The sequence below is a fragment of the Enterobacter sp. Ap-1006 genome, assembly GCF_011752835.1.
In the GTDB taxonomy this organism is placed as follows: domain Bacteria; phylum Pseudomonadota; class Gammaproteobacteria; order Enterobacterales; family Enterobacteriaceae; genus Cedecea.
On record NZ_VWWU01000005.1, the window covers coordinates 26,517 to 50,339 of the forward strand.

At 54.7% G+C, this 23,823-nt stretch carries 21 protein-coding genes; 12 read left to right on the forward strand and 9 right to left on the reverse strand.

Annotated elements, in window-relative coordinates:
- The first annotated feature begins 12 nt into the window (after positions 1 to 12).
- Positions 13 to 1,458, forward strand: a complete 1,446-nt coding sequence (gene tldD / locus F3J28_RS15960) for a metalloprotease TldD (protein WP_166877719.1) — start codon at positions 13 to 15, stop codon at positions 1,456 to 1,458.
- Positions 1,459 to 1,475: 17 nt separating this feature from the next.
- Here tldD and aaeR read toward each other — a convergent pair whose 3' ends face one another.
- Entirely contained in the window at positions 1,476 to 2,423 is a 948-nt protein-coding gene (gene aaeR, locus F3J28_RS15965) for an HTH-type transcriptional activator AaeR (protein ID WP_034807694.1), read from the reverse strand.
- Between the two features lie 177 nt (positions 2,424 to 2,600).
- Here aaeR and aaeX point away from each other — a divergent pair, with 177 nt between their 5' ends.
- The 5 genes from aaeX to F3J28_RS15990 all read left to right on the forward strand — a co-directional run bounded on the left by aaeX (position 2,601) and on the right by F3J28_RS15990 (position 7,739).
- Entirely contained in the window at positions 2,601 to 2,804 is a 204-nt protein-coding gene (gene aaeX / locus F3J28_RS15970; protein ID WP_008454892.1) for a p-hydroxybenzoic acid efflux pump operon protein AaeX, read from the forward strand.
- A gap of 7 nt (positions 2,805 to 2,811) precedes the next feature.
- Complete coding sequence (aaeA, locus tag F3J28_RS15975; RefSeq protein WP_008454891.1) at positions 2,812 to 3,744, forward strand: p-hydroxybenzoic acid efflux pump subunit AaeA; 933 nt, start codon at positions 2,812 to 2,814, stop codon at positions 3,742 to 3,744.
- Positions 3,745 to 3,754: 10 nt separating this feature from the next.
- Entirely contained in the window at positions 3,755 to 5,716 is a 1,962-nt protein-coding gene (gene aaeB, locus F3J28_RS15980) for a p-hydroxybenzoic acid efflux pump subunit AaeB (protein WP_166877722.1), read from the forward strand.
- A gap of 260 nt (positions 5,717 to 5,976) precedes the next feature.
- The gene (locus F3J28_RS15985; protein WP_166877725.1) at positions 5,977 to 7,431 is read left to right on the forward strand and encodes an NAD-dependent succinate-semialdehyde dehydrogenase; all 1,455 of its coding nucleotides are present in this window, start codon (positions 5,977 to 5,979) and stop codon (positions 7,429 to 7,431) included.
- Positions 7,432 to 7,466: 35 nt separating this feature from the next.
- Positions 7,467 to 7,739 (forward strand): barstar family protein, encoded by a 273-nt coding sequence (locus F3J28_RS15990; protein WP_039288194.1) that lies wholly within the window; start codon positions 7,467 to 7,469, stop codon positions 7,737 to 7,739.
- A 72-nt stretch (positions 7,740 to 7,811) separates the two neighbouring features.
- Here F3J28_RS15990 and yhcN (F3J28_RS15995) read toward each other — a convergent pair whose 3' ends face one another.
- From yhcN (F3J28_RS15995) to argR, 3 genes are all read right to left on the reverse strand, one after another.
- Entirely contained in the window at positions 7,812 to 8,078 is a 267-nt protein-coding gene (yhcN, locus tag F3J28_RS15995) for a peroxide/acid stress response protein YhcN (protein WP_039298220.1), read from the reverse strand.
- Between the two features lie 124 nt (positions 8,079 to 8,202).
- Positions 8,203 to 8,466, reverse strand: coding sequence for a peroxide/acid stress response protein YhcN (gene yhcN, locus F3J28_RS16000; RefSeq protein ID WP_008454886.1), 264 nt, complete (start codon positions 8,464 to 8,466; stop codon positions 8,203 to 8,205).
- A 369-nt stretch (positions 8,467 to 8,835) separates the two neighbouring features.
- A complete protein-coding gene (gene argR / locus F3J28_RS16005) occupies positions 8,836 to 9,306 on the reverse strand; it encodes a transcriptional regulator ArgR (protein WP_008454885.1) in 471 nt (156 codons plus the stop codon).
- 488 nt (positions 9,307 to 9,794) lie between these two features.
- Between argR and mdh the strand changes: the two genes are divergently transcribed.
- On the forward strand, positions 9,795 to 10,730 hold the full coding sequence (gene mdh, locus F3J28_RS16010; RefSeq protein ID WP_008454883.1) for a malate dehydrogenase: 936 nt from the start codon (positions 9,795 to 9,797) through the stop codon (positions 10,728 to 10,730).
- A 57-nt stretch (positions 10,731 to 10,787) separates the two neighbouring features.
- On the opposite strand, the gene degS is transcribed toward mdh, so the two are convergent.
- From degS to zapG, 3 genes are all read right to left on the reverse strand, one after another.
- Positions 10,788 to 11,855, reverse strand: coding sequence for an outer membrane-stress sensor serine endopeptidase DegS (gene degS / locus F3J28_RS16015; RefSeq protein WP_008454882.1), 1,068 nt, complete (start codon positions 11,853 to 11,855; stop codon positions 10,788 to 10,790).
- Between the two features lie 88 nt (positions 11,856 to 11,943).
- A complete protein-coding gene (gene degQ / locus F3J28_RS16020) occupies positions 11,944 to 13,314 on the reverse strand; it encodes a serine endoprotease DegQ (protein ID WP_166877728.1) in 1,371 nt (456 codons plus the stop codon).
- Between the two features lie 174 nt (positions 13,315 to 13,488).
- Positions 13,489 to 13,887 (reverse strand): Z-ring associated protein ZapG, encoded by a 399-nt coding sequence (zapG, locus tag F3J28_RS16025; protein WP_008454880.1) that lies wholly within the window; start codon positions 13,885 to 13,887, stop codon positions 13,489 to 13,491.
- Positions 13,888 to 14,063: 176 nt separating this feature from the next.
- Between zapG and zapE the strand changes: the two genes are divergently transcribed.
- The 5 genes from zapE (at position 14,064) to sspB (ending at position 17,722) form a co-directional block, all read left to right on the forward strand.
- Positions 14,064 to 15,188: a cell division protein ZapE gene (zapE, locus tag F3J28_RS16030; protein ID WP_166877731.1), complete on the forward strand. Its 1,125-nt coding sequence runs from the start codon at positions 14,064 to 14,066 to the stop codon at positions 15,186 to 15,188.
- A 227-nt stretch (positions 15,189 to 15,415) separates the two neighbouring features.
- The gene (gene rplM, locus F3J28_RS16035; RefSeq protein ID WP_008454874.1) at positions 15,416 to 15,844 is read left to right on the forward strand and encodes a 50S ribosomal protein L13; all 429 of its coding nucleotides are present in this window, start codon (positions 15,416 to 15,418) and stop codon (positions 15,842 to 15,844) included.
- 15 nt (positions 15,845 to 15,859) lie between these two features.
- Positions 15,860 to 16,252, forward strand: a complete 393-nt coding sequence (gene rpsI, locus F3J28_RS16040) for a 30S ribosomal protein S9 (RefSeq protein WP_000829818.1) — start codon at positions 15,860 to 15,862, stop codon at positions 16,250 to 16,252.
- A 324-nt stretch (positions 16,253 to 16,576) separates the two neighbouring features.
- Positions 16,577 to 17,218 (forward strand): stringent starvation protein SspA, encoded by a 642-nt coding sequence (gene sspA, locus F3J28_RS16045; RefSeq protein WP_008454872.1) that lies wholly within the window; start codon positions 16,577 to 16,579, stop codon positions 17,216 to 17,218.
- A 3-nt stretch (positions 17,219 to 17,221) separates the two neighbouring features.
- Positions 17,222 to 17,722, forward strand: a complete 501-nt coding sequence (gene sspB, locus F3J28_RS16050) for a ClpXP protease specificity-enhancing factor (protein WP_166877734.1) — start codon at positions 17,222 to 17,224, stop codon at positions 17,720 to 17,722.
- Between the two features lie 80 nt (positions 17,723 to 17,802).
- Here sspB and F3J28_RS16055 read toward each other — a convergent pair whose 3' ends face one another.
- On the reverse strand, positions 17,803 to 19,221 hold the full coding sequence (locus tag F3J28_RS16055; protein WP_166877737.1) for a glutamate synthase small subunit: 1,419 nt from the start codon (positions 19,219 to 19,221) through the stop codon (positions 17,803 to 17,805).
- Positions 19,222 to 19,230: 9 nt separating this feature from the next.
- Positions 19,231 to 23,691, reverse strand: coding sequence for a glutamate synthase large subunit (gene gltB, locus F3J28_RS16060; RefSeq protein ID WP_166877739.1), 4,461 nt, complete (start codon positions 23,689 to 23,691; stop codon positions 19,231 to 19,233).
- Positions 23,692 to 23,823: the final 132 nt, after the last annotated feature.

The following is a 23,823-nucleotide window of genomic DNA, read 5'->3' on the forward strand; positions in this document are numbered from 1 at the left end:
AGTAGCGAAACGATGAGTCTTAACCTGGTAAGTGAGCAGTTGCTGTCTGCGAATGGCTTAACCCATCAAGATCTGTTTTCCATTCTCGGGCAGCTGTCCGAGCGCCGTCTTGACTACGGCGATCTCTATTTCCAGTCCAGCTATCATGAATCCTGGGTGCTGGAAGACCGCATTATTAAAGACGGTTCATGGAATATCGATCAGGGCGTTGGCGTTCGTGCGGTTAGCGGTGAGAAAACCGGGTTTGCCTATGCCGATCAAATTACTTTGCAAGCGCTGGAGCAAAGCGCTCATGCGGCTCGCAGCATCGTTCGTGAGCAGGGCGACGGGCGTGCCCGTACGCTGGGTAACGTTCCGCATAGTGCGCTTTATACCAGCGCCGATCCGCTGCTAAGCATGACGCGTGAAGAGAAGCTCGACATCCTGAGACGCGTGGACAGCGTTGCGCGCGCCGCGGATGCCCGAGTGCAGGAAGTTAGCGCCAGCCTGACCGGCGTGTATGAATTGATTCTGGTTGCGGCCACGGACGGGACGCTGGCGGCAGATGTTCGCCCTCTGGTGCGCCTGTCGGTTAGCGTTCAGGTTGAAGAAGACGGTAAGCGCGAACGCGGTGCAAGCGGCGGCGGCGGTCGTTTTGGCTATGAGTATTTCCTGGAAAGCGTGAACGGCGAAGTGCGGGCTGATGCCTGGGCGAAAGAAGCCGTACGTATGGCGATGGTGAATTTGTCCGCCGTGGCGGCTCCTGCTGGCATGCTGCCTGTTGTATTAGGTGCAGGCTGGCCAGGCGTGCTGCTGCACGAAGCGGTCGGGCACGGTCTGGAAGGCGACTTTAACCGCCGCGGGACTTCGGTCTTCAGCGGCCAGATGGGGCAGTTGGTGGCCTCCGAACTCTGTACCGTGGTGGATGATGGCACGATGGCTAACCGCCGTGGTTCCGTCTCTATTGATGACGAAGGCGTGCCGGGTCAGTACAACGTGCTGATCGAAAACGGCATTCTTAAAGGCTATATGCAGGACAAGCTCAATGCCCGCCTGATGGGCGTTGCGCCTACCGGGAACGGTCGCCGTGAGTCCTATGCCCACCTGCCGATGCCGCGCATGACCAACACCTACATGCTGGCCGGGAAATCCACGCCGCAGGAGATTATCGAGTCCGTGGATTACGGCATCTTCGCGCCAAACTTTGGCGGTGGTCAGGTAGACATCACCTCCGGTAAGTTTGTGTTCTCCACCTCGGAAGCCTACCTGATCGAAAAAGGGAAGGTAACCAGGGCAGTGAAAGGCGCCACGCTGATTGGGTCCGGCATCGAAACCATGCAGCAAATTTCGATGGTTGGGAACGATCTGGCGCTGGATAACGGCGTCGGCGTCTGCGGTAAAGAAGGCCAAAGCCTGCCGGTTGGCGTCGGCCAGCCAACCCTGAAGGTTGATAACCTGACCGTGGGCGGCACTGCCTGAGTTAATATGAGGCCGGACTAGCTCCGGCCCGTTTGTTTTGCCTTCCCGTTCCTGCCCTGTACGCCCTGATAAAGCTCCGCTACCTTCACAAAATAGTTCGTCAGATAGTTAATACATACCTGCACCTTCAGCGGCAGTTTGTCTTTTTCGGTATACAGCGCGTACACCGGACGGGGATCGGACTGATAGCGAGGGAACAGGATCTCCAGCTGTCCGCTATTGATCTCGTCGATCACCCACATCAGCGGCGCATAGCCAATACCTGCCCCGGCTTTCAGCCACCGGCTGAGCGTCATCGGATCGTTGGTGACAAAGCGGCCCTGCGGCAACAGGCGGGTCGAGATCCCTTCGGGTGCAATCAGCTCAAATTCATTATCCGGCCGGATGCTGTATTCCAGCCATGAATGGTTAGCCAAATCAGCCGGTTTTTCCGGCGTACCGTGAATGTGCAGATAGCTTTTGGCGGCACAAACCACCATTGGCATTGACCCCAGTCTGCGGGAAAACAGGCTCGAATCCTGCAAAGCGCCGACGCGAATGACCAAATCAAGACCATCGGCAATCAGGTCAGGTGCCGGTATGCCGGTGACCAGGTTGACGGTCAGGCCGGGATGTTCACGCAGCATTTCGGCGGTCATGTCGGCGAGAACATTCTGTGCCATAGTTGAAGAGCTACCGATGCGCAGCGTGCCGATAGGCGTGTTGTTAAAGGCGTAAAGCTGCTCGTGGACTTCCTGTGCTTCGTGCAGCATTTTGCGGCAGCCTTGATAATAAATTTTGCCGGCTTCGGTCAGGCCAATGCTGCGGGTGCTGCGGTTAAGCAGCTTAACCTGTAGCTCATCTTCCAGCTTGGACACGATCTGGCTGATGGAAGAGACGCTCATTTGTAGCTGCCTTGCGGCAGCGGTGTAGGAGCCAAGTTCAACGACTTTGGCAAACACCGACATACGTTTCAGTCGTTCCATTGTTCACTCTGAGTGAAAAGTGATTTAGATCACACATTATAGATAACAGGGTAACAGTTACGTTAATATATTATTATTAACATAGCTCATACCGCACGCTCACCCGCCTTTTCTGGCCTCTCCGTCGCGGTTTGTCGTCGAGTTATGTATCGCCTGCATTATCTTATCAAGGTCAAAATGAGTCTATTTCCGGTTATCGTAATATTCGGTCTTTCCTTTCCGCCGATATTCTTCGAATTAATTCTGTCGCTCGCCGCGTTCTGGCTGGCGCGTCGGCTGCTGACCCCAACCGGCATTTATGATTTTGTCTGGCACCCTGCATTATTCAATACAGCGCTCTATTGCTGCCTTTTTTATCTGATTTCGCGTTTGTTCGTTTGAGGTTGATGTGAAAATACTAACAAGAAACATAACCCGTACCGCTATCACGCTTTTGCTGGTGCTGCTGGCCTTCATCGCTATCTTCCGTGCGTGGGTGTTTTACACCGAATCCCCGTGGACACGAGACGCGCGTTTCACCGCTGACGTTGTTGCCATTGCGCCGGACGTGTCCGGGCTTATCACCAGCGTCAACGTTCAGGACAACCAACTGGTGAAAAAAGACCAGGTGCTGTTCACCATCGACCAGCCGCGCTACCAGAAAGCGCTCGAGCAGGCCGAAGCTGACGTGGCTTATTACCAGGCGCTGTCCTCTGAAAAACGTCGTGAAGCCGGGCGGCGTAACTCCCTTGGCATTCAGGCCATGTCGCGCGAAGAGATTGATCAGTCCAACAACTCGCTGCAAACCGTTCTTCATCAGCTGGATAAAGCCCAGGCGACGCGCGATCTGGCCAAACTAGACCTGCAGCGCACGGTCATTCGTGCCCCAGCGGACGGCTGGGTAACCAACCTTAACGTGCACACCGGGGAATTTATTAACCGCGGCGCGGCGTCCGTAGCGCTGGTGAAACAGAATTCGTTCTACATTCTGGCCTACATGGAAGAGACTAAACTGGAAGGAATTCGTCCGGGCTATCGCGTACAAATCACGCCGCTCGGCAGTAACCGCGTGCTGCGCGGCAGCGTCGACAGTATCTCTGCCGGGGTGACGAACGCCAGCAGTACCAGTGATTCAAAAGGGATGGCAACGGTCGACTCCAACCTTGAGTGGGTGCGCCTTGCTCAGCGTGTGCCGGTAAGAATCCGCCTTGATGAACAGATGGGGAATCTGTATCCCGCCGGGACAACGGCCACCGTCGTTGTGACGGGAGAAAAAGACCGCAAAGCGGAGAATGACTCAGCCTTTATTAAGCTGATGCATCGTCTGCGCGAGTTCGGTTAAGCAGGCCGCTATGTATAACATTTCCAGGCTGCACGTCCGCTTTGCGATAAAGCTCGCTTTCGCCATTGTTCTGGCGGTGTTTGTCGGTTTTCATTTTGAGCTGGAAACACCGCGCTGGGCGGTGCTGACCGCCGCGATTGTGGCCGCCGGGCCAGCCTTTGCCGCTGGAGGAGAGCCTTATTCCGGGGCCATACGCTACCGCGGGATGCTGCGTATTATCGGGACATTTATTGGCTGTGCGGCCGCACTGGTTATCATCATCACGCTGATACGTGCCCCGGTTGTCATGCTGCTGGTGTGCTGTATCTGGGCCGGATTCTGTACCTGGATCTCGTCGCTTGTTCGTGTCGAAAACTCCTACGCCTGGGGCCTCGCGGGCTACACTGCGCTGATTATTGTGGTCACTATTCAGGTTGCTCCGCTGACTACGCCGCAGTTTGCCGTTGAACGCTGTAGCGAAATCGTTATCGGGATTGTGTGTGCCATCGTCGCCGATCTGCTGTTTTCTCCGCGTTCCATCAAGCAGGAGATTGACCGGGAGCTGGATAACCTGCTGGTGGACCAATACCGCCTGATGCAGCTTTGTATTGCCCACGGCGACAAAGAAGAGGTGGATAAAGCCTGGAGCGGGCTGGTGCGTAAAGTCACCGCGCTGAACGGCATGCGTGCCAACCTGAATATGGAATCCGCCCGCTGGGCGAAGGCCAACCGACGCCTGAAAGCGATCAACACCCTTTCGCTGACGCTGATCACCCAGGCCTGTGAAACTTTCCTGATTCAAAACACCCGGCCCGAATACGTCACGCCAGAATTCCGCCAGCTTTTTGCCGTCGAAGTGGAAACCGCCGACGACGTTTATAAGCGGATGAAAGTGCTGCGCCGAGCGATATCTGCGATGGGCGAAAAGGCCACGCCGATAACCATCGGATCCTGGGTTTCCGCCTCGACCCGCTATCTGTTGCTGAAGCGCGGATTTATTGGGAATAGCCGCGTGAGCGCGATTGAAGAAGAAGTGCTGAACGGTGAAGCGGTGGTGAAGGTGGAATCCGCCGAGGGCCATCACGCGATGATTAACTTCTGGCGCACGACGATTTCCTGCGTGCTTGGAAGCCTGTTCTGGCTCTGGACCGGCTGGACATCCGGCAGCGGCGCGATGGTGATGATTGCGGTGGTGACGGCGCTGGCAATGCGCCTGCCTAACCCGCGCATGGTTTCGCTCGACTTCCTGTATGGCATGCTGGTGGCGCTGCCGCTCGGCGCGTTCTACTTCCTTGTGGTGCTGCCGTCCACGCAGCAGAGTATGCTGCTGCTGTGTATCAGCCTTGCCCTGCTGGGCTTCTTTATGGGCATTGAGGTGCAGAAGCGGCGGCTGGGTTCTATGGGCGCGCTGGCCGGGACGATAAATATTATCGTGCTGGATAACCCGATGACTTTCCATTTCAGCAGCTTCCTCGACAGCGCGCTGGGGCAGATCGTCGGCTGTTTCCTGGCCATGATGGTGATCCTGCTGATCCGAGATAATTCGAAAGAGCGCACGGGCCGCACGCTACTGAACCAGTTTGTCTCCGCTGCGGTATCGGCGCTGACGACCAATAATGCCCGGCGGAAAGAGAATCACCTTCCGGCGCTGTATCAGCAGCTGTTTTTACTGTTGAACATGTTCCCTGGCGACATAGATCGTTATCGCCTTGCGCTGACGCTAATCATCGCGCATCAACGCCTGCGCGATGCGCCTATCCCGGTCAATGACGATCTCTCTGCCTTCCACCGGCAGTTGCGTAGAACGGCGGATAAGGTGATTTCTGCCAGCAGTGATGATAAGCGAGAGCGCTATTACGAAAGCCTTTTAGGCGAGCTGGAAATCTATCAAGAGAAGCTTCGCCTGTGGGAAGCGCCGCGGCAGGTCACCGAGCCGGTGAAGCGGCTGGCGGACATTTTACATCGCTACCGGCACACGCTGATTAACGCCTGAGCCCAACCTTAGCCTGAAGAGCCGACGCCTGCGTCGGCTTTAGACAGTTAACAAGCACCTGGCGATAGAAGAAATATCAGATAGCACGTTTAAACAAAAAGGAAAATCAATGCGTTGATTTTCGGCTGATAATGACAAAGAGGGAAAAACCACGTTTTTTCCCTCTTTGTCAGCAACTCTGAGCCGACGCCTGCGTCGGCTTTTTTCTATCTATACTTAACTGCGGTCCATGGGATGAACACTTACGAACAGGAGCTATTATGACGAATCAGACACTCCCGCAAAGTGAGCTCTTTAAAACCGGCTATCTGGTCGCAGGCAAGTGGCATTCGCTCGAAGACACTTTTGATGTGCTGAATCCTGCTACGGGAGAAATAGTGGCCAGAGTGGCAAGAGCCGGCAAACGAGAAACCGAAGCCGCGATTGAGGCCGCCAGCAAAGCTTTCCCCGCCTGGCGGGCGAAAACCGCCAAACAGCGATCTAAAATTCTCTACCGTTGGTTTGAACTGATGCTGGCGAACAAAAGCTGGCTCGCCCGGTTAATGACCCTTGAGCAGGGGAAGCCGCTCAACGAGGCTGAGGGTGAAGTGGATTACGCCGCCAGCTTCATTCAGTGGTTTGCTGAACAGGGCAAACGCGCCAACGGCGAGATTATTCCTCCGGTTAAGCCCGGTTCTCGCATTCTGGCCACGCGTGAACCCCTCGGCGTAGTCGCGGCAATCACGCCGTGGAATTTCCCCATGGCGATGCTGACCCGCAAGCTCGGGCCTGCTCTGGCCGCTGGCTGTACCGGAGTGATAAAGCCCGCGAATAACACGCCTCTTTCCGCTTTTGCTTTGCTTGAACTGGCGAAGCAGGCCGGCGTGCCGGACGGCGTATTGAATGCCGTGGCCGGGAAAACCCAGGAAATTAGCGATGCCATTATGGCCAGCCATCAGGTGCGCAAAATCTCCTTCACGGGTTCAACGGCGGTGGGCAAAACGCTGATGCGTAATGCCGCAGAAACGATGAAAAAAGTGTCGATGGAGCTGGGGGGCAATGCGCCTTATATCGTGTTTGATGACGCGGATATTGATGCGGCGGTAAAAGGTGCCATTGCTAACAAATTCCGTAATGCTGGCCAGGTTTGCGTCAGCGTTAACCGTTTCTTCATCCAGCAAAATGTGTACGACAGTTTTGTGAATAAGCTTGCTGAAGAAGTCCGGAAGCTGAAAGTAGGCAACGGCCTGGAAGAGGGCGTGATTGTCGGGCCGCTGATTGAGCAATCTGCGGTCGAAAAAGTACGAGAGCATGTTGATGACGCGCTGGCGAAAGGTGGGAAAGCGCTTGTCGGTGGCAAGCCCCATGCGTTGGGCGGCAATTTCTGGCAGCCCACCGTCATCATCAACGCTAACGATGATATGAAACTGGCCAGGGAAGAGACGTTTGGCCCCCTTGCGGCCTGCTTCCGCTTTGAAACGGAAGAAGAGGTCATCGAAAGAGCCAACAATACGCCATTTGGGCTGGCGGCCTATTTCTATACCCAGAATTTACAGCGCGTTTTCCGCGTCTCGCAGGCTCTGGAAAGTGGCATGGTTGGGATCAATGAATGTGCTGTTTCTACGGAACTGGGGCCCTTCGGCGGCGTGAAAGAGTCGGGATTAGGGCGTGAAGGCTCCGTGCTGGGGCTGGACGAGTTCCTTGAAGTGAAAACGCTACATATCGGCGGGCTTTAGCTCAGCGCTTGCTTAAAAGAGTCGGGGCGGCAGCGATGAAAAAATTTACTTTTGATTTTAACCACATCGACGACAACCTGGCTTTCTATCGCCAGTTTGCGGAGCAACTCGCGCTACGCAAAGAGCAGGTTCACGATCTGGATAGCCTGTGGGACGTGGTCACGGCGTCAATGTTACCGCTGCCCGTGGAGATCGAGTTTGCGCATTTGCCGGAGAGCAAACGGCGCAGGTTCGGCGCGCTCATTCTGCTTTTTGACGAGGCAGAAGAAGAACTGGAAGGCCAGCTCCGTTTTAACATTCACGGTTAGCGCTTGATCGGCGGCCATAAAAAAAGCCCCCGGCGAGCGGGGGCAAAGTCGTAGGACAAGTACGACGAGGGTTTATTTGTACAGCTCTGCGGTTGCGTGCCAGTTATCACCGGTACGGGCTTCAATCACGCGGTAAGCAGAGGCACCTTGTTCTGTGGCTTTCTGGGACAATTCCTGACGCATATCCATTGGCGCGCTGCCGACCTGGCTTACAGAAATGGAACCCATGGATTGCAGGCCTTGAGCTTGTTCGCTGTTGATCTGGTGTGCGGCAGCGTTAGCGCCTAAAGAGATAACGGACAGCAGGCTCAGTGCGGCGATAGTTAATTTGGTTTTCATAGTCTTTACTCCTGAAGGTTTAACGTGGCGGCCGGAAGGGCTTAATCGCGATTTTTCTACTTGGGGCCGCCGAGGCTTAACGTATCTACTCAACTCTATTCAACTGGCTTAGGGCTAAGAATGCTTATTTGTACAGTTCTGCCGTTGCGTGCCAGTGTCCACCGGTGCGTGCTTCGATCACGCGATAAGCGGAAGCACCATTTTGCTCAGCTTTTTGGTTCAGCATTTCGTGCATATCCATCGGAGAACTGCCGATGTCATCAACGGAAACGGTACCCAGTGACTGGCGATTCTGCGCTTGCTGAGCGTCGATAGAGTCAGCGGCGAAAACGCCGAATGACAGAGCGGAGAGCAGGCTGGCGGTAACTAAAGTGGCTTTCATGTTCATGGTTTTTTCCTCGTCGTATTCTTTTGGTTGGGTCATCGTTCTGTGACCCTCATCACGAAATCAAGTATACACTAGTTACGGGAAAAATTAATACCATGCTAATTGTTGCCTATGCAACTTTAAATTAACGAAATGATTTTTTATTCCTGATAGTTATTAAAAAGACGTTTTTATCACGGCTTTTTTGTTAAATATAAGTAAAATCATAGATATGGGTGAATTTGACTATTTGTGCGGTAACACGCAGAACAATGCCCTGTGGAATGGTATTGAAGCAATTCCATACGCTGGATTGAGGTTTATTTACGGAAGATTACCGAATGAGAGGCCCGCCGCATCATGACGGCGGGCTGAGAAGAGGGGGAGTGATTACAGCTCTTGTTCGAACAGCACCAGGATGGCTTCGTACAGCTCTTTCACCGTGAAGTTATTGGCTGGCGTGGTGAAAATAGTGTCGTCCCCGGCAATGGTGCCCAGAATACCTTCCGCTTTTCCCAGTGAGTCCAGCAGGCGAGCAATGAGCTGTGCGGCACCAGGGCTGGTATGGATCACTACGACGGCGTCGTTATAGTCGATATCCAGAACCAGGTTTTTTAGCGGGCTGGAGGTCGTCGGGACGCCCAGCTCGGCAGGCAGGCAGTAGACCATTTCCATTTTTGCATTACGCGTTCTTACCGCGCCGAATTTGGTCAGCATGCGGGAAACTTTGGATTGGTTGATGTTTTCGAAGCCGTCGTTTTGTAACGCCTGAACTATCTCGCCCTGTGAGCTGAATTTCTCTTCTTTAAGTAATGCTTTGAAAGCCTTTACTAATTCTTCTTGTTTTGAGGAGTTACGCATAAATAACCTATCCTGGGTAAAAGAGATAACATTATTATGCATTTAAATGAATTTTTATGCAAATTGTTCATCTTCCTTCAGGTGCCTGGTTTTACGGCGGCCTGAATAGAGTGGGAGAATCATCCGGCGGAGATCAGCCTGAAATAATGTTATGAAAGCGGGCGATTTTATCAAATTTCGTTATCGGCGAACATGCCTGTGTCACGACTCGCAAATAAGCTTCAAAGTAAATTAAATGTTATCAAAATGATGTTGTTTTGGTGTGCGCGGAGGGGTAATGTAACCGCCGTTGATGTAACCACATCAGGTCGTGACCGGGCGCTATGGCGTCGTTCCTCCCGGCGAGTAAATGCAGCAGCAACGCGGTCGGTGATTGCTTTATATCGCAATCTGGCGGTGGGAAGATTGTAATTATCTCCTCTCTGGATTATGGTCGCCACCGCATGGAGTTACGGCACGATTTTGCTAACCATAATAAGGAGTTTAGGATGAAAGTTGCAGTCCTCGGCGCAGCTGGCGGTATCGGCCAGGCGCTTGCCCTTCTACTTAAGACCCAACTGCCTTCAGGCTCAGAACTCTCTCTGTATGACATTGCGCCAGTAACCCCAGGGGTTGCGGTGGATCTGAGTCATATCCCGACTGACGTGAAAATCAAAGGTTTCTCCGGCGAAGATGCTACCCCTGCGCTGGTGGGTGCAGATGTGGTGCTGATCTCCGCAGGTGTTGCACGTAAACCAGGTATGGATCGTTCCGACCTGTTCAACGTGAACGCGGGTATTGTGAAAAACCTGATCGAGCAAGTGGCGAAAACTGCCCCGAAAGCTTGCATCGGTATTATTACCAACCCGGTAAACACCACCGTGGCGATTGCCGCAGAAGTGCTGAAAAAAGCGGGTGTTTACGATAAGAACAAACTGTTCGGCGTCACTACGCTGGATATCATCCGCTCCAACACCTTTGTTGCTGAGCTGAAAGGCAAGCAGCCAACGGATATCGAAGTCCCGGTGATTGGCGGCCACTCTGGCGTAACCATTCTGCCGCTGCTGTCCCAGATCCCTGGCGTGAGCTTCACCGAGCAGGAAGTCGCTGACTTGACCAAACGTATCCAGAACGCGGGTACTGAAGTGGTTGAAGCGAAAGCCGGTGGCGGGTCCGCAACGCTGTCTATGGGCCAGGCTGCGGCTCGTTTCGGTCTGTCTCTGGTTCGCGCTTTGAAAGGCGAAAGCAACGTTGTGGAATGCGCTTACGTTGAAGGCGACGGCGAGCACGCACGTTTCTTCTCCCAGCCGCTGCTGCTGGGTAAAAACGGTATCGTTGAGCGTAAAGCTATCGGCACCCTCAGCGCATTTGAGAAAAACGCGATGGAAGGCATGCTGGATACCCTGAAGAAAGATATCCAACTGGGCGAAGAATTCGTTAAGTAATCGACGCCTGGATAAAAAAAACCGGAACTCAGGTTCCGGTTTTTTTATGTCTGCCTTTTAGCTTCCGGCGGGGTATTCCTGCACGGTGACCTGCAGCGTGAGTTTCTTGTCTTCACGCATGACTTCGACCGGAATCACCGAGCCCGGGCGAATTTCCGCCACCTGGTCCATGGTTTCCAGAGCCGAGATAGCCGGTTTGTGGTTAACTGAGATAATCACGTCGTTAACCTGAATACCAGCCTGAGCTGCCGGGCCATCCGGGGATACAGCATTAACGATAATCCCTTGCAGCTGATCGATGCCGGTAGAAGGGCCGTGCAGCGGGGTGATTTCTCTGCCGCCAATGCCGATGTAGCCTCGAATAACCCGGCCATCGCGGATGAGCTTATCCATTATTTTGGTCGCCAGTTGGGTTGGTATCGCAAAACCAATCCCTTCCGGCGTTTCGCCGTCATTGCTCTTGTCAAACGACAGGGTGTTGATGCCCATCAGTTCCCCGAGCGAATTCACCAGCGCCCCGCCGGAGTTACCGCGGTTAATTGAGGCGTCAGTTTGCAGGAACGACTGTCGGCCCGAAGGGCTCAGGCCGATGCGGCCGGTCGCGCTGATAATGCCCTGCGTGACCGTCTGCCCAAGGTTGTAAGGGTTACCGATGGCCATGACCACATCGCCAATATGGGGCTGGCGCTTGCCGTTAATAGGAATGATCGGCAGGTTGGTGGCGTTGATTTTCAGCACAGCCAGGTCGGTCAGGCTATCGGACCCAATAAGCAGGGCTTCAAACACTCGCCCGTCCTGGAGCGCAACGATGATCTGCTCGGCATCGTTGATCACGTGTTTATTGGTAATGATGTAGCCGCGTCCGTCCATGATAACGCCGGAGCCGAGCGTCTTGATTTGAAGCTGGTTTTGGCCGTTATTGCCGACGCTGCGATTGTATACGTTCACTACCGCCGGGGCAGCGCGGCGCACGGCCGGATTAAAGCTCATCGGCGTTTCGTCGGTGCTGTCATATTGTGCAGGCGCAAGTGGGCCAACGGCTTTGCGTAACGACGGCATCGCGAGCAGCAGCAGCCCCGCAACAATCAGCCCAATGATCACCGAACGTAAGATCTTTAGAAACATGAGTTTGAGTTAATAAGTGAGAGATCGACCGCAGAATAGCATGAGTTGGACGGACATCGTACAGACGATGTCCGTTTCTCTGCTTCCGTTAACGCAACAGCAAATAGAGGCTCTGTTCGCCGCGAACAACATGCAGCGCAATGACCGCAGGCTTGGTTTCCAGCACTTTGCGCATTTCGGCGATGGTATGAATTCGCTCACGGTTAATGCCGACGATGATATCGTCTTTGTGCAGACCAACCTGAGCCGCAGGCGTGCCTTTATCCACGTTATCCAGACGAATGCCCTTGCCACCGTCCTTCAGTTGCCCATCGCTTAGCGTGGCGCCCTGCAGCGCTGGCAGGATCATTTCTGCGCTTGCGGAAGAGGCGGTGCTCTTGTCCAGCGTCACGCTCACTTCCAGTGGTTTGCCGTCGCGCAGCAAGCCCAGTTTCACCACGGTGCCGGGCTCGGTTGTGGCAATTTTCGCTCGTAATTCGGCGAAACTGCTCAGCGGGTTACCGTTCAGGCTGGTGATGATATCCCCGGCTTTAACGCCCGCTTTTGCCGACCCTGACTGAGGCAGAACTTCACTGACAAAGGCACCGCGCTGGGTGGAAAGGTTAAACGCTTTGGCGATGTCGGCGTTCATCTCCATGCCTTTGATTCCCAGCAGGCCACGTTTGATTTCACCAAATTCCATCAGCTGTTTGGCGAGGGTTTGGGCCATATTGCTCGGGATAGCAAAACCAATTCCTACGCTGCCGCCTGCGGGAGCAAGAATCGCAGTGTTGATGCCAATCAGTTCGCCGTTCAGGTTGAGCAGCGCGCCGCCGGAGTTACCACGGTTGATTGAAGCATCTGTTTGAATAAAGTTTTCCAGACCTTCAAGGTTCAGGCCGCTGCGGCCCAGAGCGGAAACGATGCCGGAAGTCGCTGTTTGACCGAGGCCAAATGGGTTACCCACCGCAACCGCAAAATCACCCACTTTGAGCTTGTCAGAGTCGGCCACTTTGATTTCGGTAAGCCCGGTCGCGTTTTGCAACTGAAGTAGCGCGATGTCGCTCTGATCGTCCCCGCCAATCAGTTTGGCATCAAATTCGCGCCCGTCATTCAGCTGCACGCTGATTTTCTGTGCCTGATTAATCACATGATTGTTGGTCAGGACATAGCCTTTTGCGGCGTTGATGATGACGCCGGAACCCAAGCCTTCAAACTGCTGAGGTGTGTCGGAGGGGGCTTCATCGCCGTAGAATTTTTTGAACTCTTCCGGCACTTTCTGGCTGGACGCTGAGGCGGTGCCTTCAACCTGTACGCTGACGACCGCCGGCAAGACTTTTTCCAGCATCGGCGCAAGGCTTGGCAAAGCCGGCTGTCCTGGAACCTGGGAAGGCAGTGACGCGCTTGCCAGAGGGGATACGCCGAGCGTCAGAGCGACGCTTAACGCTAATGCATTCAACAGCCGTGTTTGTTTCTTCATTGGATGCTGGCTCTCGTCACCTGGAAAAAGGAATGCCCACTCACGCAATTGATGTTATTGAAAGATCAATCGACTCACAATGGCGTAATAAGAAAGCACAAGATAATTAAATGATAGCTGGGTCAGGAAAGGATGGGGCACCTGAACTGTGCCCCGGAAAAGCTAAAACAGGGATTAATCGCGTTTTGCACCGGCGCGAAGCAGGCCGGAAGCACCGTCTGAATAATCACGCGGCATCTGAACCGGTGCCTGATCGTTCCCGGCTTCAGACTCGGCAAGACGGTTACGGAACGGATTGGCTTCCGCTGTCATCTCCGGCAGCAGGCTGCTGGAGCTTTTTGCCATGTGCTGATACAGCTGGCGATAATCGTGCGCCATGTTATCCAGCAGCTCGGCGCTGCGGGCAAAATGGCTGACTAACTCTTCGCGGTACTCTTCAAGCTCCGCTTTGTTTTTTTCCAGCTCATACTGCAGAGCTTGCTGTTGGCGCAGCTTACGATTGCCGAAACGCATGGCTACGGCACCGATAATAAGGCCCACTACTAACCCAATAAGCGCATATTCCCAAGTCATGAACTTCTCCCGTTATCTTGTGATTCCGTAGGGTAATGTAGCCACTATAACCGTTAACCTAAGAGAAGTGGAATCCTGACGCTGCATCGCTTAGGGTAGAACGGCCTTTTTTTGGACAACCGGTTCGAAAAAGGCAGTGAACGGCTATCCGATTATAAAGGGAAGATAATAATACCATGCAAAATCTCTCTCCTGCATCGCGCTACCAGCAGGTCCTGGCAGAAGGCAGTTTTCAACCTGATGATGTGCAGCGCGAAGCGATTATGCGCCTGGACGCTATCTGGCAAGCATTGTCCGTTGCACCTACGCCTGCGCCTGCCGGTGGGTTGCTGACTAAGTTCGGCAAGCTGTTCGGTAAAAAAGAGGTTCAGGCCGGTCAGGAGCCCGCCCGGGGTTTGTATATGTGGGGAGGCGTGGGGCGAGGTAAAACCTGGCTGATGGATATGTTTTTTCAGAGTTTGCCGGGAGAGCGCAAACTCAGGCTGCACTTTCACCGCTTTATGCTTCGGGTTCACGAAGAGCTGGCGCAGCAGCAGGGCCACACGGATCCGCTGGAAATTATTGCTGACGGCTTTAAGGCCGAAACGGATGTGCTGTGCTTCGACGAATTTTTTGTCTCTGATATCACCGATGCCATGCTGCTGGGTACATTAATGAAAGCGCTTTTTGCGCGAGGCATCACGCTGGTGGCCACCTCGAACATCCCGCCGGATGATTTGTACCGCAATGGGCTGCAGCGCGCGCGGTTCTTACCCGCCATCGAAGCAATCAAACGCTATTGCGACGTGATGAACGTGGATGCCGGGATTGATTACCGCCTGAGAACGCTGACTCAGGCGCACCTCTGGCTGTCACCGCTGGATGCAGACTCCTCGCTGCAAATGGAAAAGCTTTATGTCGCTCTGGCAGGGGCAAAGCGCGAAGGGGCGCCGGTACTGGAAATCAACCATCGGCCAATGGTGACGATGGGGGCCGCAAACCAGACGCTGGCTATCGATTTCAGTACGCTATGCGTGGACGCGCGCAGCCAACATGATTACATCGCGCTTTCGCGCCAGTTCCACACTGTCCTGCTGTTTAATGTAACGGTGATGACAACGTTGATGGAGAGTGAGGCACGCCGTTTCATCGCTATGGTGGACGAATTCTATGAGCGCCACGTCAAGCTGGTGGTGTCTGCTGAGACCGAGCTATTCAATATTTATCAAGGGGAAAGGCTTAAGTTTGAGTTCCAGCGTTGTCTTTCCAGGCTGCAGGAAATGCAAAGTGAAGAGTATTTACGCCGGCCTCATCTGCCGTGACGATGAATATGTGATATCAACGACAAATTGTGGTCGATCTTTGAGGTCGACTTCTCTATAATCTTGCGACCCCACGTTACAACCAAAGTTTTTTTCCCAAAACTTTTGTCGTGCCGGCATAGGCTATTCGAAGGGGTAGGTTTGCTGGACAATGTCGCGTGAACCTCGACTGATTTTAAACGTTTGGGTGTTCACCAACGTGTAACTATATATTGGGTAAGCTTTTAATGAAAACTTTTACAGCTAAACCAGAAACTGTACAGCGCGACTGGTATGTCGTTGATGCTGAAGGTAAGACCTTAGGTCGTCTGGCTACTGAACTGGCTCGCCGTCTGCGCGGTAAGCACAAAGCGGAATACACTCCGCACGTTGATACTGGTGATTACATCATCGTTCTGAACGCTGACAAAGTTGCTGTAACCGGCAACAAGCGTACTGACAAAGTGTACTACCACCACACCGGCCACATCGGTGGTATCAAACAAGCGACCTTTGAAGAGATGATTGCCCGCCGTCCTGAGCGTGTGATTGAAATCGCGGTTAAAGGCATGCTGCCAAAGGGCCCGCTGGGTCGTGCAATGTTCCGTAAACTGAAAGTTTACGCGGGCACCGAGCACAACCACGCGGCACAGCAACCGCAAGTTCTGGACATTTAATCGGGATTATAGGCAATGGCTGAAAATCAATACTACGGCACTGGTCGCCGCAAAAGTTCCGCAGCTCGCGTGTTTATCAAACCGGGCAACGGCAAAATCGTTATCAACCAACGTTCTCTGGAACAGTACTTCGGTCGTGAAACTGCCCGCATGGTAGTTCGTCAGCCGCTGGAACTGGTCGACATGGTTGAGAAACTGGATCTGTACATCACCGTTAAAGGTGGTGGTATCTCTGGTCAGGCTGGTGCGATCCGTCACGGTATCACCCGCGCTCTGATGGAGTACGATGAGTCCCTGCGTTCCGAGCTGCGTAAAGCTGGCTTCGTTACCCGTGATGCTCGTCAGGTTGAACGTAAGAAAGTCGGTCTGCGTAAAGCACGTCGTCGTCCTCAGTTCTCCAAACGTTAATTGTTCTCTGCCTGTTCAGGCAGCAAGACAGTTGGCAAAAAGCCCGGTCCTGGTACCGGGTTTTTTTATGCCTGTAATTTATATTATTGCTTCTAACATTTTGAAATTATTTGCCTTTCAGGCAAATTCGATATACGACCACCACAAAACCAGTAAAATCTGGTAAACTATCATCCAATTTTCTGCCCAAATGTCGGCATCCAGTTGTTTTCGCCCCTGATAAGGCGTCAGCGATGTTTCGGCGAAGCATTGGGTAATAACGGTCAGGTTAGTCGCCGCTTGCGGCTATTAGCAGTAATTTTCTGGATAAACTTGGAGGTTTTCATGGCTGTCGCTGCCAACAAACGTTCGGTGATGACGCTGTTTTCCGGTCCTACTGACATCTACAGCCACCAGGTCCGTATCGTCCTGGCTGAGAAAGGTGTTAGCGTTGAAATTGAGCATGTGGAAACGGATAACCTGCCTCAGGATCTGATTGACCTCAACCCCAATCACAGCGTACCGACCCTGGTTGACCGCGAGCTGACGCTGTGGGAATCCCGCATCATCATGGAATACCTTGATGAGCGTTTCCCGCACCCACCTTTGATGCCGGTTTATCCGGTTGCGCGTGGTGAAAGCCGTCTGTACATGCACCGCATTGAGAAAGACTGGTATTCGTTGATGAACGTGGTGATGAACGGCTCAGCGCAGGAAGCGGAAGCCGCTCGTAAGCAGCTGCGTGAAGAGCTGTTGAGTATCGCCCCGGTCTTTACCCAGAAGCCTTTCTTCCTGAGCGACGAGTTCAGCCTGGTCGACTGCTATCTGGCTCCGCTGCTGTGGCGCTTGCCGCAGATGGGCATTGAGCTGACAGGTGCGGGCTCCAAAGAGATGAAAGGGTACATGACCCGCGTCTTCGAGCGTGACTCCTTCCTGGCCTCTTTGACCGAACCTGAGCGCGAAATGCGTCTGCAGACCCGAGGCTAATTGATGGATATGTCGCAGCTGTCGCCGCGCCGTCCTTATCTGCTGCGGGCCTTTTATGAGTGGCTGCTGGATAACCAGCTCACGCCGCATCTGGTGGTAGATATCACACTACCGGGCGTACAGGTTCCGATGGAGTATGCGCGTGACGGGCAAATTGTGCTGAACATCGCCCCACGAGCCGTAGGGAATCTGGAGCTGGCCAATGACGAAGTGCGCTTTAACGCGCGTTTCGGCGGCGTACCTCGCCAGGTTAACGTACCTATGGCTGCCGTGCTGGCTATCTATGCACGTGAAAATGGCGCGGGCACCATGTTTGAGCCGGAAGCGGGCTATGATGAAGACGCTGAAAGCCACAACGATGACCAGCCCGTTATCGGTGAGACTGAAACAGTTATGCAGGTTATTGACGGCGATCGCCCGGATCACGGCGATGATGACAATAACCCGGATGACGATCCTCCGCCGCCTCGCGGTGGTCGCCCCGCACTGCGCGTGGTGAAATAACAAAAAGCCAGTCGAAAGACTGGCTTTTTTTATGGAGGATTCGGCGCAATCTGGCAGCCTGAGCTGCCAGATTTTAACGCTTATACTTCGAGGAAGTTCAGGATCCCGTCTGCGGCTTTACGCCCTTCAGCAATTGCGGTGACCACCAGATCGGAACCGCGAACCGCATCGCCACCGGCGAAGATTTTCGGGTTGCTGGTCTGGAAAGCGTTCTCGCTAGCTTCTGGAGCGAGAATGCGCCCCTGGCTGTCCAGCTCAACGCTGTGCTGCTCCAGCCACGCCATGCTGTGAGGACGGAAACCAAAGGCCATTACCACCGCATCTGCAGGCAATACGTGCTCGGAGCCGGCGACGATCTCCGGGCGACGACGGCCATTCGCATCCGGCGCACCCAGCTCGGTACGAGCCACTTTCACACCGCACACCCGGCCATTTGCGTTAATTTCCACGCCCAGTGGCTGCAGATTGAACTGGAACTCCACGCCTTCTTCGCGCGCGTTTTTCACTTCGCGTTTAGAGCCCGGCATATTTTCTTCGTCACGGCGGTAGGCACAGGTCACGTGGGTTGCACCCTGGCGCACTGAAGTACGCACGCAGTCCATAGCGGTGTCCCCGCCGCCCAGCACAACAACGCGTTTACCTTCCATGCTGACATACGGCTCTTCAGCTGTTTCGCCGAAGCCCATGATCTGCTTGGTATTGGCGATGAGGAACGGCAGGGCGTCATACACGCCAGGCGCGTCTTCATTTTCGAGACCACCGCGCATCGACTGATAGGTGCCGACGCCCAGGAACACGGAATCGTATTCGCTCAGCAGCTCGTCCATCTGCACATCGCGTCCCACTTCGGTATTGAGTTTGAATTCAATCCCCATCCCGCTGAAGATTTCGCGACGCTTGGTCATCACCTCTTTTTCCAGCTTAAAGGCTGGAATACCGAAGGTCAGCAGACCGCCGATTTCTGGGTGTCGGTCGTAAACCACCGCCTTCACGCCGTTACGTGCCAGAACGTCAGCGCAGGCAAGCCCGGCAGGGCCTGCCCCGATGATAGCCACGCGCTTACCGGTTTGCTTGACGCCGGTCAGATCCGGCTTCCAGCCCATCTCAATCGCTTTATCGTTGATATAGCGCTCGATGTTGCCGATGGTTACCGCCCCGAACTCGTCGTTCAGCGTACAGGAGCCTTCGCAAAGACGATCCTGCGGGCAAACGCGGCCGCAGACTTCCGGCAGGCTGTTGGTCTGGTGAGACAGCTCGGCTGCCTCAATAATGCGCCCCTCATTGGCCAGTTTCAGCCAGTTTGGAATATAGTTATGAACCGGGCACTTCCACTCGCAGTACGGGTTGCCGCAGGAGAGGCAGCGGTCGGCCTGAGCCTTGGCCTGCCCCTCAGAGAACGGCTCGTAGATTTCCACAAATTCAATTTTGCGGATCTTCAGCGGCTTCTTCGGCGGATCAACGCGCTGCAAGTCGATAAATTGATAAACGTTTTGACTCATCGTGACCTCTTACTGCGCCTGCACCCGCAGCTCAGCTGCGGAACGACTGCGGTGACCCAACAATGCTTTAACATCACTGGACTTCGGTTTAACCAGGGTGAATTTCGAGGCGAATGCCGGCCAGTTGGCCAGGATTTCTTCGCCGCGCTGGGAGCCGGTCAGCTGAACGTGTTCGGTGATCATGCCTCGCAGGTGCTCTTCATGAATCGCCAGCTCTTCCACATTCAGTAATTCAACCAGTTCCGGGTTCACGCGTTTGCGGAATTCACCGTCTTCGTCCAGTACGTAGGCGAAACCGCCCGTCATACCAGCCCCGAAGTTAACCCCCGTTTTGCCCAGAATACAGACGATACCGCCGGTCATGTATTCACAGCCGTTATCGCCGATGCCTTCAACCACGGTAATCGCCCCGGAGTTACGCACCGCGAAACGCTCGCCTGCACGGCCTGCGGCATACATCTTCCCGCCGGTGGCGCCATACAGGCAGGTGTTGCCGATAATGGTCGCTTCGTGGCTGCGGAAGGCTGAGCCTACCGGTGGACGCAGAGAAATCAGCCCGCCCGCCATACCTTTGCCGACATAGTCGTTGGCATCGCCGGTCAGGTGCAGCTCAACGCCGCCCGCGTTCCAGACGCCGAAGCTCTGGCCTGCGGTGCCGTTAAAGTGCGCCTTGATTGGGTCAGACGCCAGGCCTTGATCGCCATGTTGCTGGGCAATGTAGCCGGAGAGCGAAGCTCCAATCGAACGGTCGGTGTTGCGAATATCAAACCAGAACGTTTTACTCTGCTTGTCGTCCACATACGCCTGTGCCTGATTCAGCAGCTGTGCGTTAAGGTCGCCCTTATCGAACGGCGGGTTATGCTCGGTGCAGTACACCGCTTTGCCCGGCATCGGTTCAGCCGTTTTCAGCAGGGCGGAGAGATCCAGCTTCTGCTGCTTCGCCGTAAACCCGTCCAGCTCTTTCAGCAGGTCGGTACGGCCAATCAAATCAACCAGACGTTTCACGCCCAGCAGCGCCATCAGTTCTCGGGTTTCACGGGCGATAAATTCAAAGTAGTTGGTCACTTTGAACGGCAGGCCGTGGTAATGATTTTTACGCAGTTTGTCATCCTGAGTTGCCACGCCGGTAGCGCAGTTGTTCAGGTGACAAATTCGTAGGTATTTACAGCCCAGCGCAACCATTGGCCCGGTACCGAAGCCGAAGCTTTCTGCCCCAAGAATTGCTGCCTTGATGATGTCGAGGCCGGTTTTCAGGCCACCGTCCACCTGCAGACGAATCTTATGGCGCAGGCCGTTAGCCACCAGTGCCTGCTGGGTTTCCACCAGACCAAGTTCCCATGGGCAGCCCGCGTATTTCACGGATGACAGTGGACTTGCCCCAGTGCCGCCGTCGTAGCCGGCAATAGTAATCAGGTCTGCATAGGCTTTGGCTACGCCCGTTGCGATGGTGCCGACGCCCGGTTCGGAAACCAGCTTCACGGAAATCATCGCCTTCGGGTTAACCTGCTTCAGGTCGAAAATCAGCTGCGCCAGATCCTCGATAGAGTAAATATCGTGGTGAGGCGGAGGTGAAATCAGCGTCACGCCCGGCACGGAGTAGCGCAGCTTGGCGATATAAGGCGTCACTTTATCGCCCGGTAGCTGACCGCCTTCGCCCGGCTTCGCGCCTTGCGCAACTTTAATCTGGATAACGTCGGCGTTGACCAGGTAGGCAGGCGTCACCCCGAAGCGGCCGGAAGCAACCTGCTTGATACGGGACACTTTATTGGTGCCGTAGCGCGCCGGATCTTCGCCGCCTTCGCCGGAGTTAGAGTTCCCGCCGATGCTGTTCATCGCTTCAGCCAGGGATTCGTGTGCTTCCGGGCTCAGAGCGCCGATGGACATTGCCGCGGTATCGAAGCGTTTGAACAGCTCGGTCGCTGGCTCAACGTCTTCAATTTTGACGGACTCGTCCTGCGGATTCAGCGCAAGCATATCGCGCAGCGTGGCGACCGGGCGCTCGTTAACCATTTTCGCGTATTGCTGATAGTCGCTGTACTCGCCGCTCTGCACCGCTTTTTGCAGCGTTTGTACCACGTCCGGGTTATAGGCGTGGTATTCCCCGCCGTGAACGAATTTCAGCTGGCCGCCCTGATCCAACGGCTTACGTACCAGCCAGGCGCGTTTGGACAGGTTCAGCAGATCCTGCTGGAAGTCGCCGAAGCCTGCTCCGCCGATGCGGCTGACCGCACCCTGGAAGCAAAGTTCGGACACTTCTTTATGCAGACCCACCGCTTCGAACAGCTTAGAGCACCGGTAAGAGGCGATAGTCGAGATGCCCATTTTGGACATGATCTTGTACAGCCCTTTGTTGATGCCGTTACGGTAGTTTTGCATCACGGTGCGGTAGTTTTTATCGATGGCGCCGTTGTCGACCAGCTTCGCCAGGGTTTCATAGGCGAGATACGGGTAGATAGCGGTCGCACCGAAGCCCAGCAGCACGGCGAAGTGATGCGGATCGCGGGCGCTGGCGGTTTCAACAATGATGTTGGCATCGCAGCGCAGGCTCTTCTCAACGAGGCGAGTCTGGATGGCGCCCACGGCCATCGGGGCCGGAACCGGCAGGCGATTTTTCGCAATATTACGGTCGGACAACACCAGCAAGACGGTGCCATTGCGAACCATGCGTTCAGCTTCGTCGCACAGCGCCATCACCGTTTCGTGCAGCGACTTCTCGGTCACGTCATAGGTGATGTCGAGCGTATCGGCGCGATAGTGTTCCTCTTCCAGCGTGGTGAGCTGCTGGAAATCAGACCACAGCAGAATTGGTGATTTGAAGCTCAGGCGGTGCGCCTGGCCTTCTGCCTCGCAGAAGACGTTCATTTCACGGCCAATGCTGGTGGCCAGGGACATGACGTGAGCTTCACGCAGCGGATCGATTGGCGGGTTGGTCACCTGCGCAAACTGCTGACGGAAATAGTCGTAAATAATGCGTGGCTGACTGGAAAGCACGGCAAATGGGGTGTCATCGCCCATTGAACCCACGGCTTCCTGGCCATTCTCGCCCAGCACGCGGATCACTGAATCCAGCTCTTCGCTGCTGTAGTTAAACTGTTTCTGGTAGCTGGCAAGCGTGTCGTCGTCCAGCTCACGCGCACCCACTTTTTCGTCCGGCAGATCTTCAAACGGCACCAGGCGGCGAACGTTGTTCTCCATCCACTCTTTATACGGATGGCGGCTTTTCAGCTCGGCATCGGTTTCAGCGGAATGCAGAATGCGCCCGACACGGGTGTCGATAACCATCAGCTCACCCGGGCCAACGCGGCCTTTCTCAACCACTTCATCCGGCTGGTAGTCCCAGATCCCGACTTCAGAGGCGCAGGTGATGAGCTTGTCTTTGGTGATCACGTAGCGCGCCGGACGCAGGCCGTTACGGTCCAGGTTACAGGCGGCGAAACGTCCGTCAGACATCACGATCCCGGCCGGGCCATCCCACGGCTCCATATGCATGGAGTTAAAGTCGAAGAAGGCTCGCAGCTCAGGATCCATGTTAGGGTTGTTCTGCCATGCAGGCGGAACCAGCAGACGCATGGCGCGCACGATATCCATCCCGCCGGCCAGCAGCAGCTCAAGCATGTTATCCATGGAGCTGGAGTCGGAGCCGGTTTCGTTCACGAACGGCGCAGCGTCGTGCAGATCGGGGATCAGCGGCGTCTGGAATTTATAGGTACGGGCGCGCGCCCACTGGCGGTTACCGGTAATGGTGTTGATTTCACCATTGTGCGCCAGATAGCGGAATGGCTGAGCCAGCGGCCAGCGAGGCACGGTGTTGGTGGAGAAGCGCTGGTGGAACAGGCAAATGGCCGATTCCAGACGCAGGTCCGCCAGGTCCAGGTAGAAGCGCGGCAGGTCAGCCGGCATACACAGACCTTTATAAATGTTCACCAGGTTAGACAGGCTGCAGATATAGAAGTCTTTATCTTCCTGGATGCGTTTTTCGATACGGCGACGGGCGATAAACAGGCGGCGTTCCATATCACGAGGGCGCCAGCCCGCCGGGGCGTTAACGAAAATTTGTTCAATACGTGGCAGAGAGGAGAGGGCGATTTCACCGAGCACGTCTTTGTTCACCGGCACTTCACGCCAGCCAACAATAGACAGGGTTTCGTTTTGCAGCTCTTCTTCAACAATGCGGCGGCTGGCGCGGGCAAGCGCGTCATCCTGGTTCAAGAAAATCATGCCAACGGCATAGTTCTTGGCCAAACGCCATTGGCGCTCTTCTGCAACAATGCGGAAGAAACGATCGGGTTTTTGCAGCAGCAGGCCACAACCGTCGCCGGTTTTACCGTCGGCAAGGATGGCACCACGGTGCTGCATACGGGCTAGCGCGTGAATAGCGGTACGCACTACCTTGTGGCTAGGTTCGCCTTCTATGTGGGCGATCAGGCCGAAACCACAGTTATCCTTCTCAAGGGATTTATCGTACAACATATCAGTGAACCTCCCCAGGCTCTACGTTACTCCCAACCGTTTGCGCGTGGACGCAGCAAGGGCATGGCGACGGGGTTTGCGCATCATACGCTTGCCTCGCGTGTCGCCCTCTTAATGTCCAACGCATCCGGT

Coding starts and splice junctions, on each gene's coding strand:
- tldD (WP_166877719.1), top strand. CDS start 13: ATGAGTCTTAACCTGGTAAGTGAGCAGTTGCTGTCTGCGAATGGCTTA.
- aaeR (WP_034807694.1), bottom strand. CDS start 2,423: ATGGAACGACTGAAACGTATGTCGGTGTTTGCCAAAGTCGTTGAACTT.
- aaeX (WP_008454892.1), top strand. CDS start 2,601: ATGAGTCTATTTCCGGTTATCGTAATATTCGGTCTTTCCTTTCCGCCG.
- aaeB (WP_166877722.1), top strand. CDS start 3,755: ATGTATAACATTTCCAGGCTGCACGTCCGCTTTGCGATAAAGCTCGCT.
- F3J28_RS15985 (WP_166877725.1), top strand. CDS start 5,977: ATGACGAATCAGACACTCCCGCAAAGTGAGCTCTTTAAAACCGGCTAT.
- F3J28_RS15990 (WP_039288194.1), top strand. CDS start 7,467: ATGAAAAAATTTACTTTTGATTTTAACCACATCGACGACAACCTGGCT.
- yhcN (WP_039298220.1), bottom strand. CDS start 8,078: ATGAAAACCAAATTAACTATCGCCGCACTGAGCCTGCTGTCCGTTATC.
- yhcN (WP_008454886.1), bottom strand. CDS start 8,466: ATGAACATGAAAGCCACTTTAGTTACCGCCAGCCTGCTCTCCGCTCTG.
- argR (WP_008454885.1), bottom strand. CDS start 9,306: ATGCGTAACTCCTCAAAACAAGAAGAATTAGTAAAGGCTTTCAAAGCA.
- mdh (WP_008454883.1), top strand. CDS start 9,795: ATGAAAGTTGCAGTCCTCGGCGCAGCTGGCGGTATCGGCCAGGCGCTT.
- degS (WP_008454882.1), bottom strand. CDS start 11,855: ATGTTTCTAAAGATCTTACGTTCGGTGATCATTGGGCTGATTGTTGCG.
- degQ (WP_166877728.1), bottom strand. CDS start 13,314: ATGAAGAAACAAACACGGCTGTTGAATGCATTAGCGTTAAGCGTCGCT.
- zapG (WP_008454880.1), bottom strand. CDS start 13,887: ATGACTTGGGAATATGCGCTTATTGGGTTAGTAGTGGGCCTTATTATC.
- zapE (WP_166877731.1), top strand. CDS start 14,064: ATGCAAAATCTCTCTCCTGCATCGCGCTACCAGCAGGTCCTGGCAGAA.
- rplM (WP_008454874.1), top strand. CDS start 15,416: ATGAAAACTTTTACAGCTAAACCAGAAACTGTACAGCGCGACTGGTAT.
- rpsI (WP_000829818.1), top strand. CDS start 15,860: ATGGCTGAAAATCAATACTACGGCACTGGTCGCCGCAAAAGTTCCGCA.
- sspA (WP_008454872.1), top strand. CDS start 16,577: ATGGCTGTCGCTGCCAACAAACGTTCGGTGATGACGCTGTTTTCCGGT.
- sspB (WP_166877734.1), top strand. CDS start 17,222: ATGGATATGTCGCAGCTGTCGCCGCGCCGTCCTTATCTGCTGCGGGCC.
- F3J28_RS16055 (WP_166877737.1), bottom strand. CDS start 19,221: ATGAGTCAAAACGTTTATCAATTTATCGACTTGCAGCGCGTTGATCCG.
- gltB (WP_166877739.1), bottom strand. CDS start 23,691: ATGTTGTACGATAAATCCCTTGAGAAGGATAACTGTGGTTTCGGCCTG.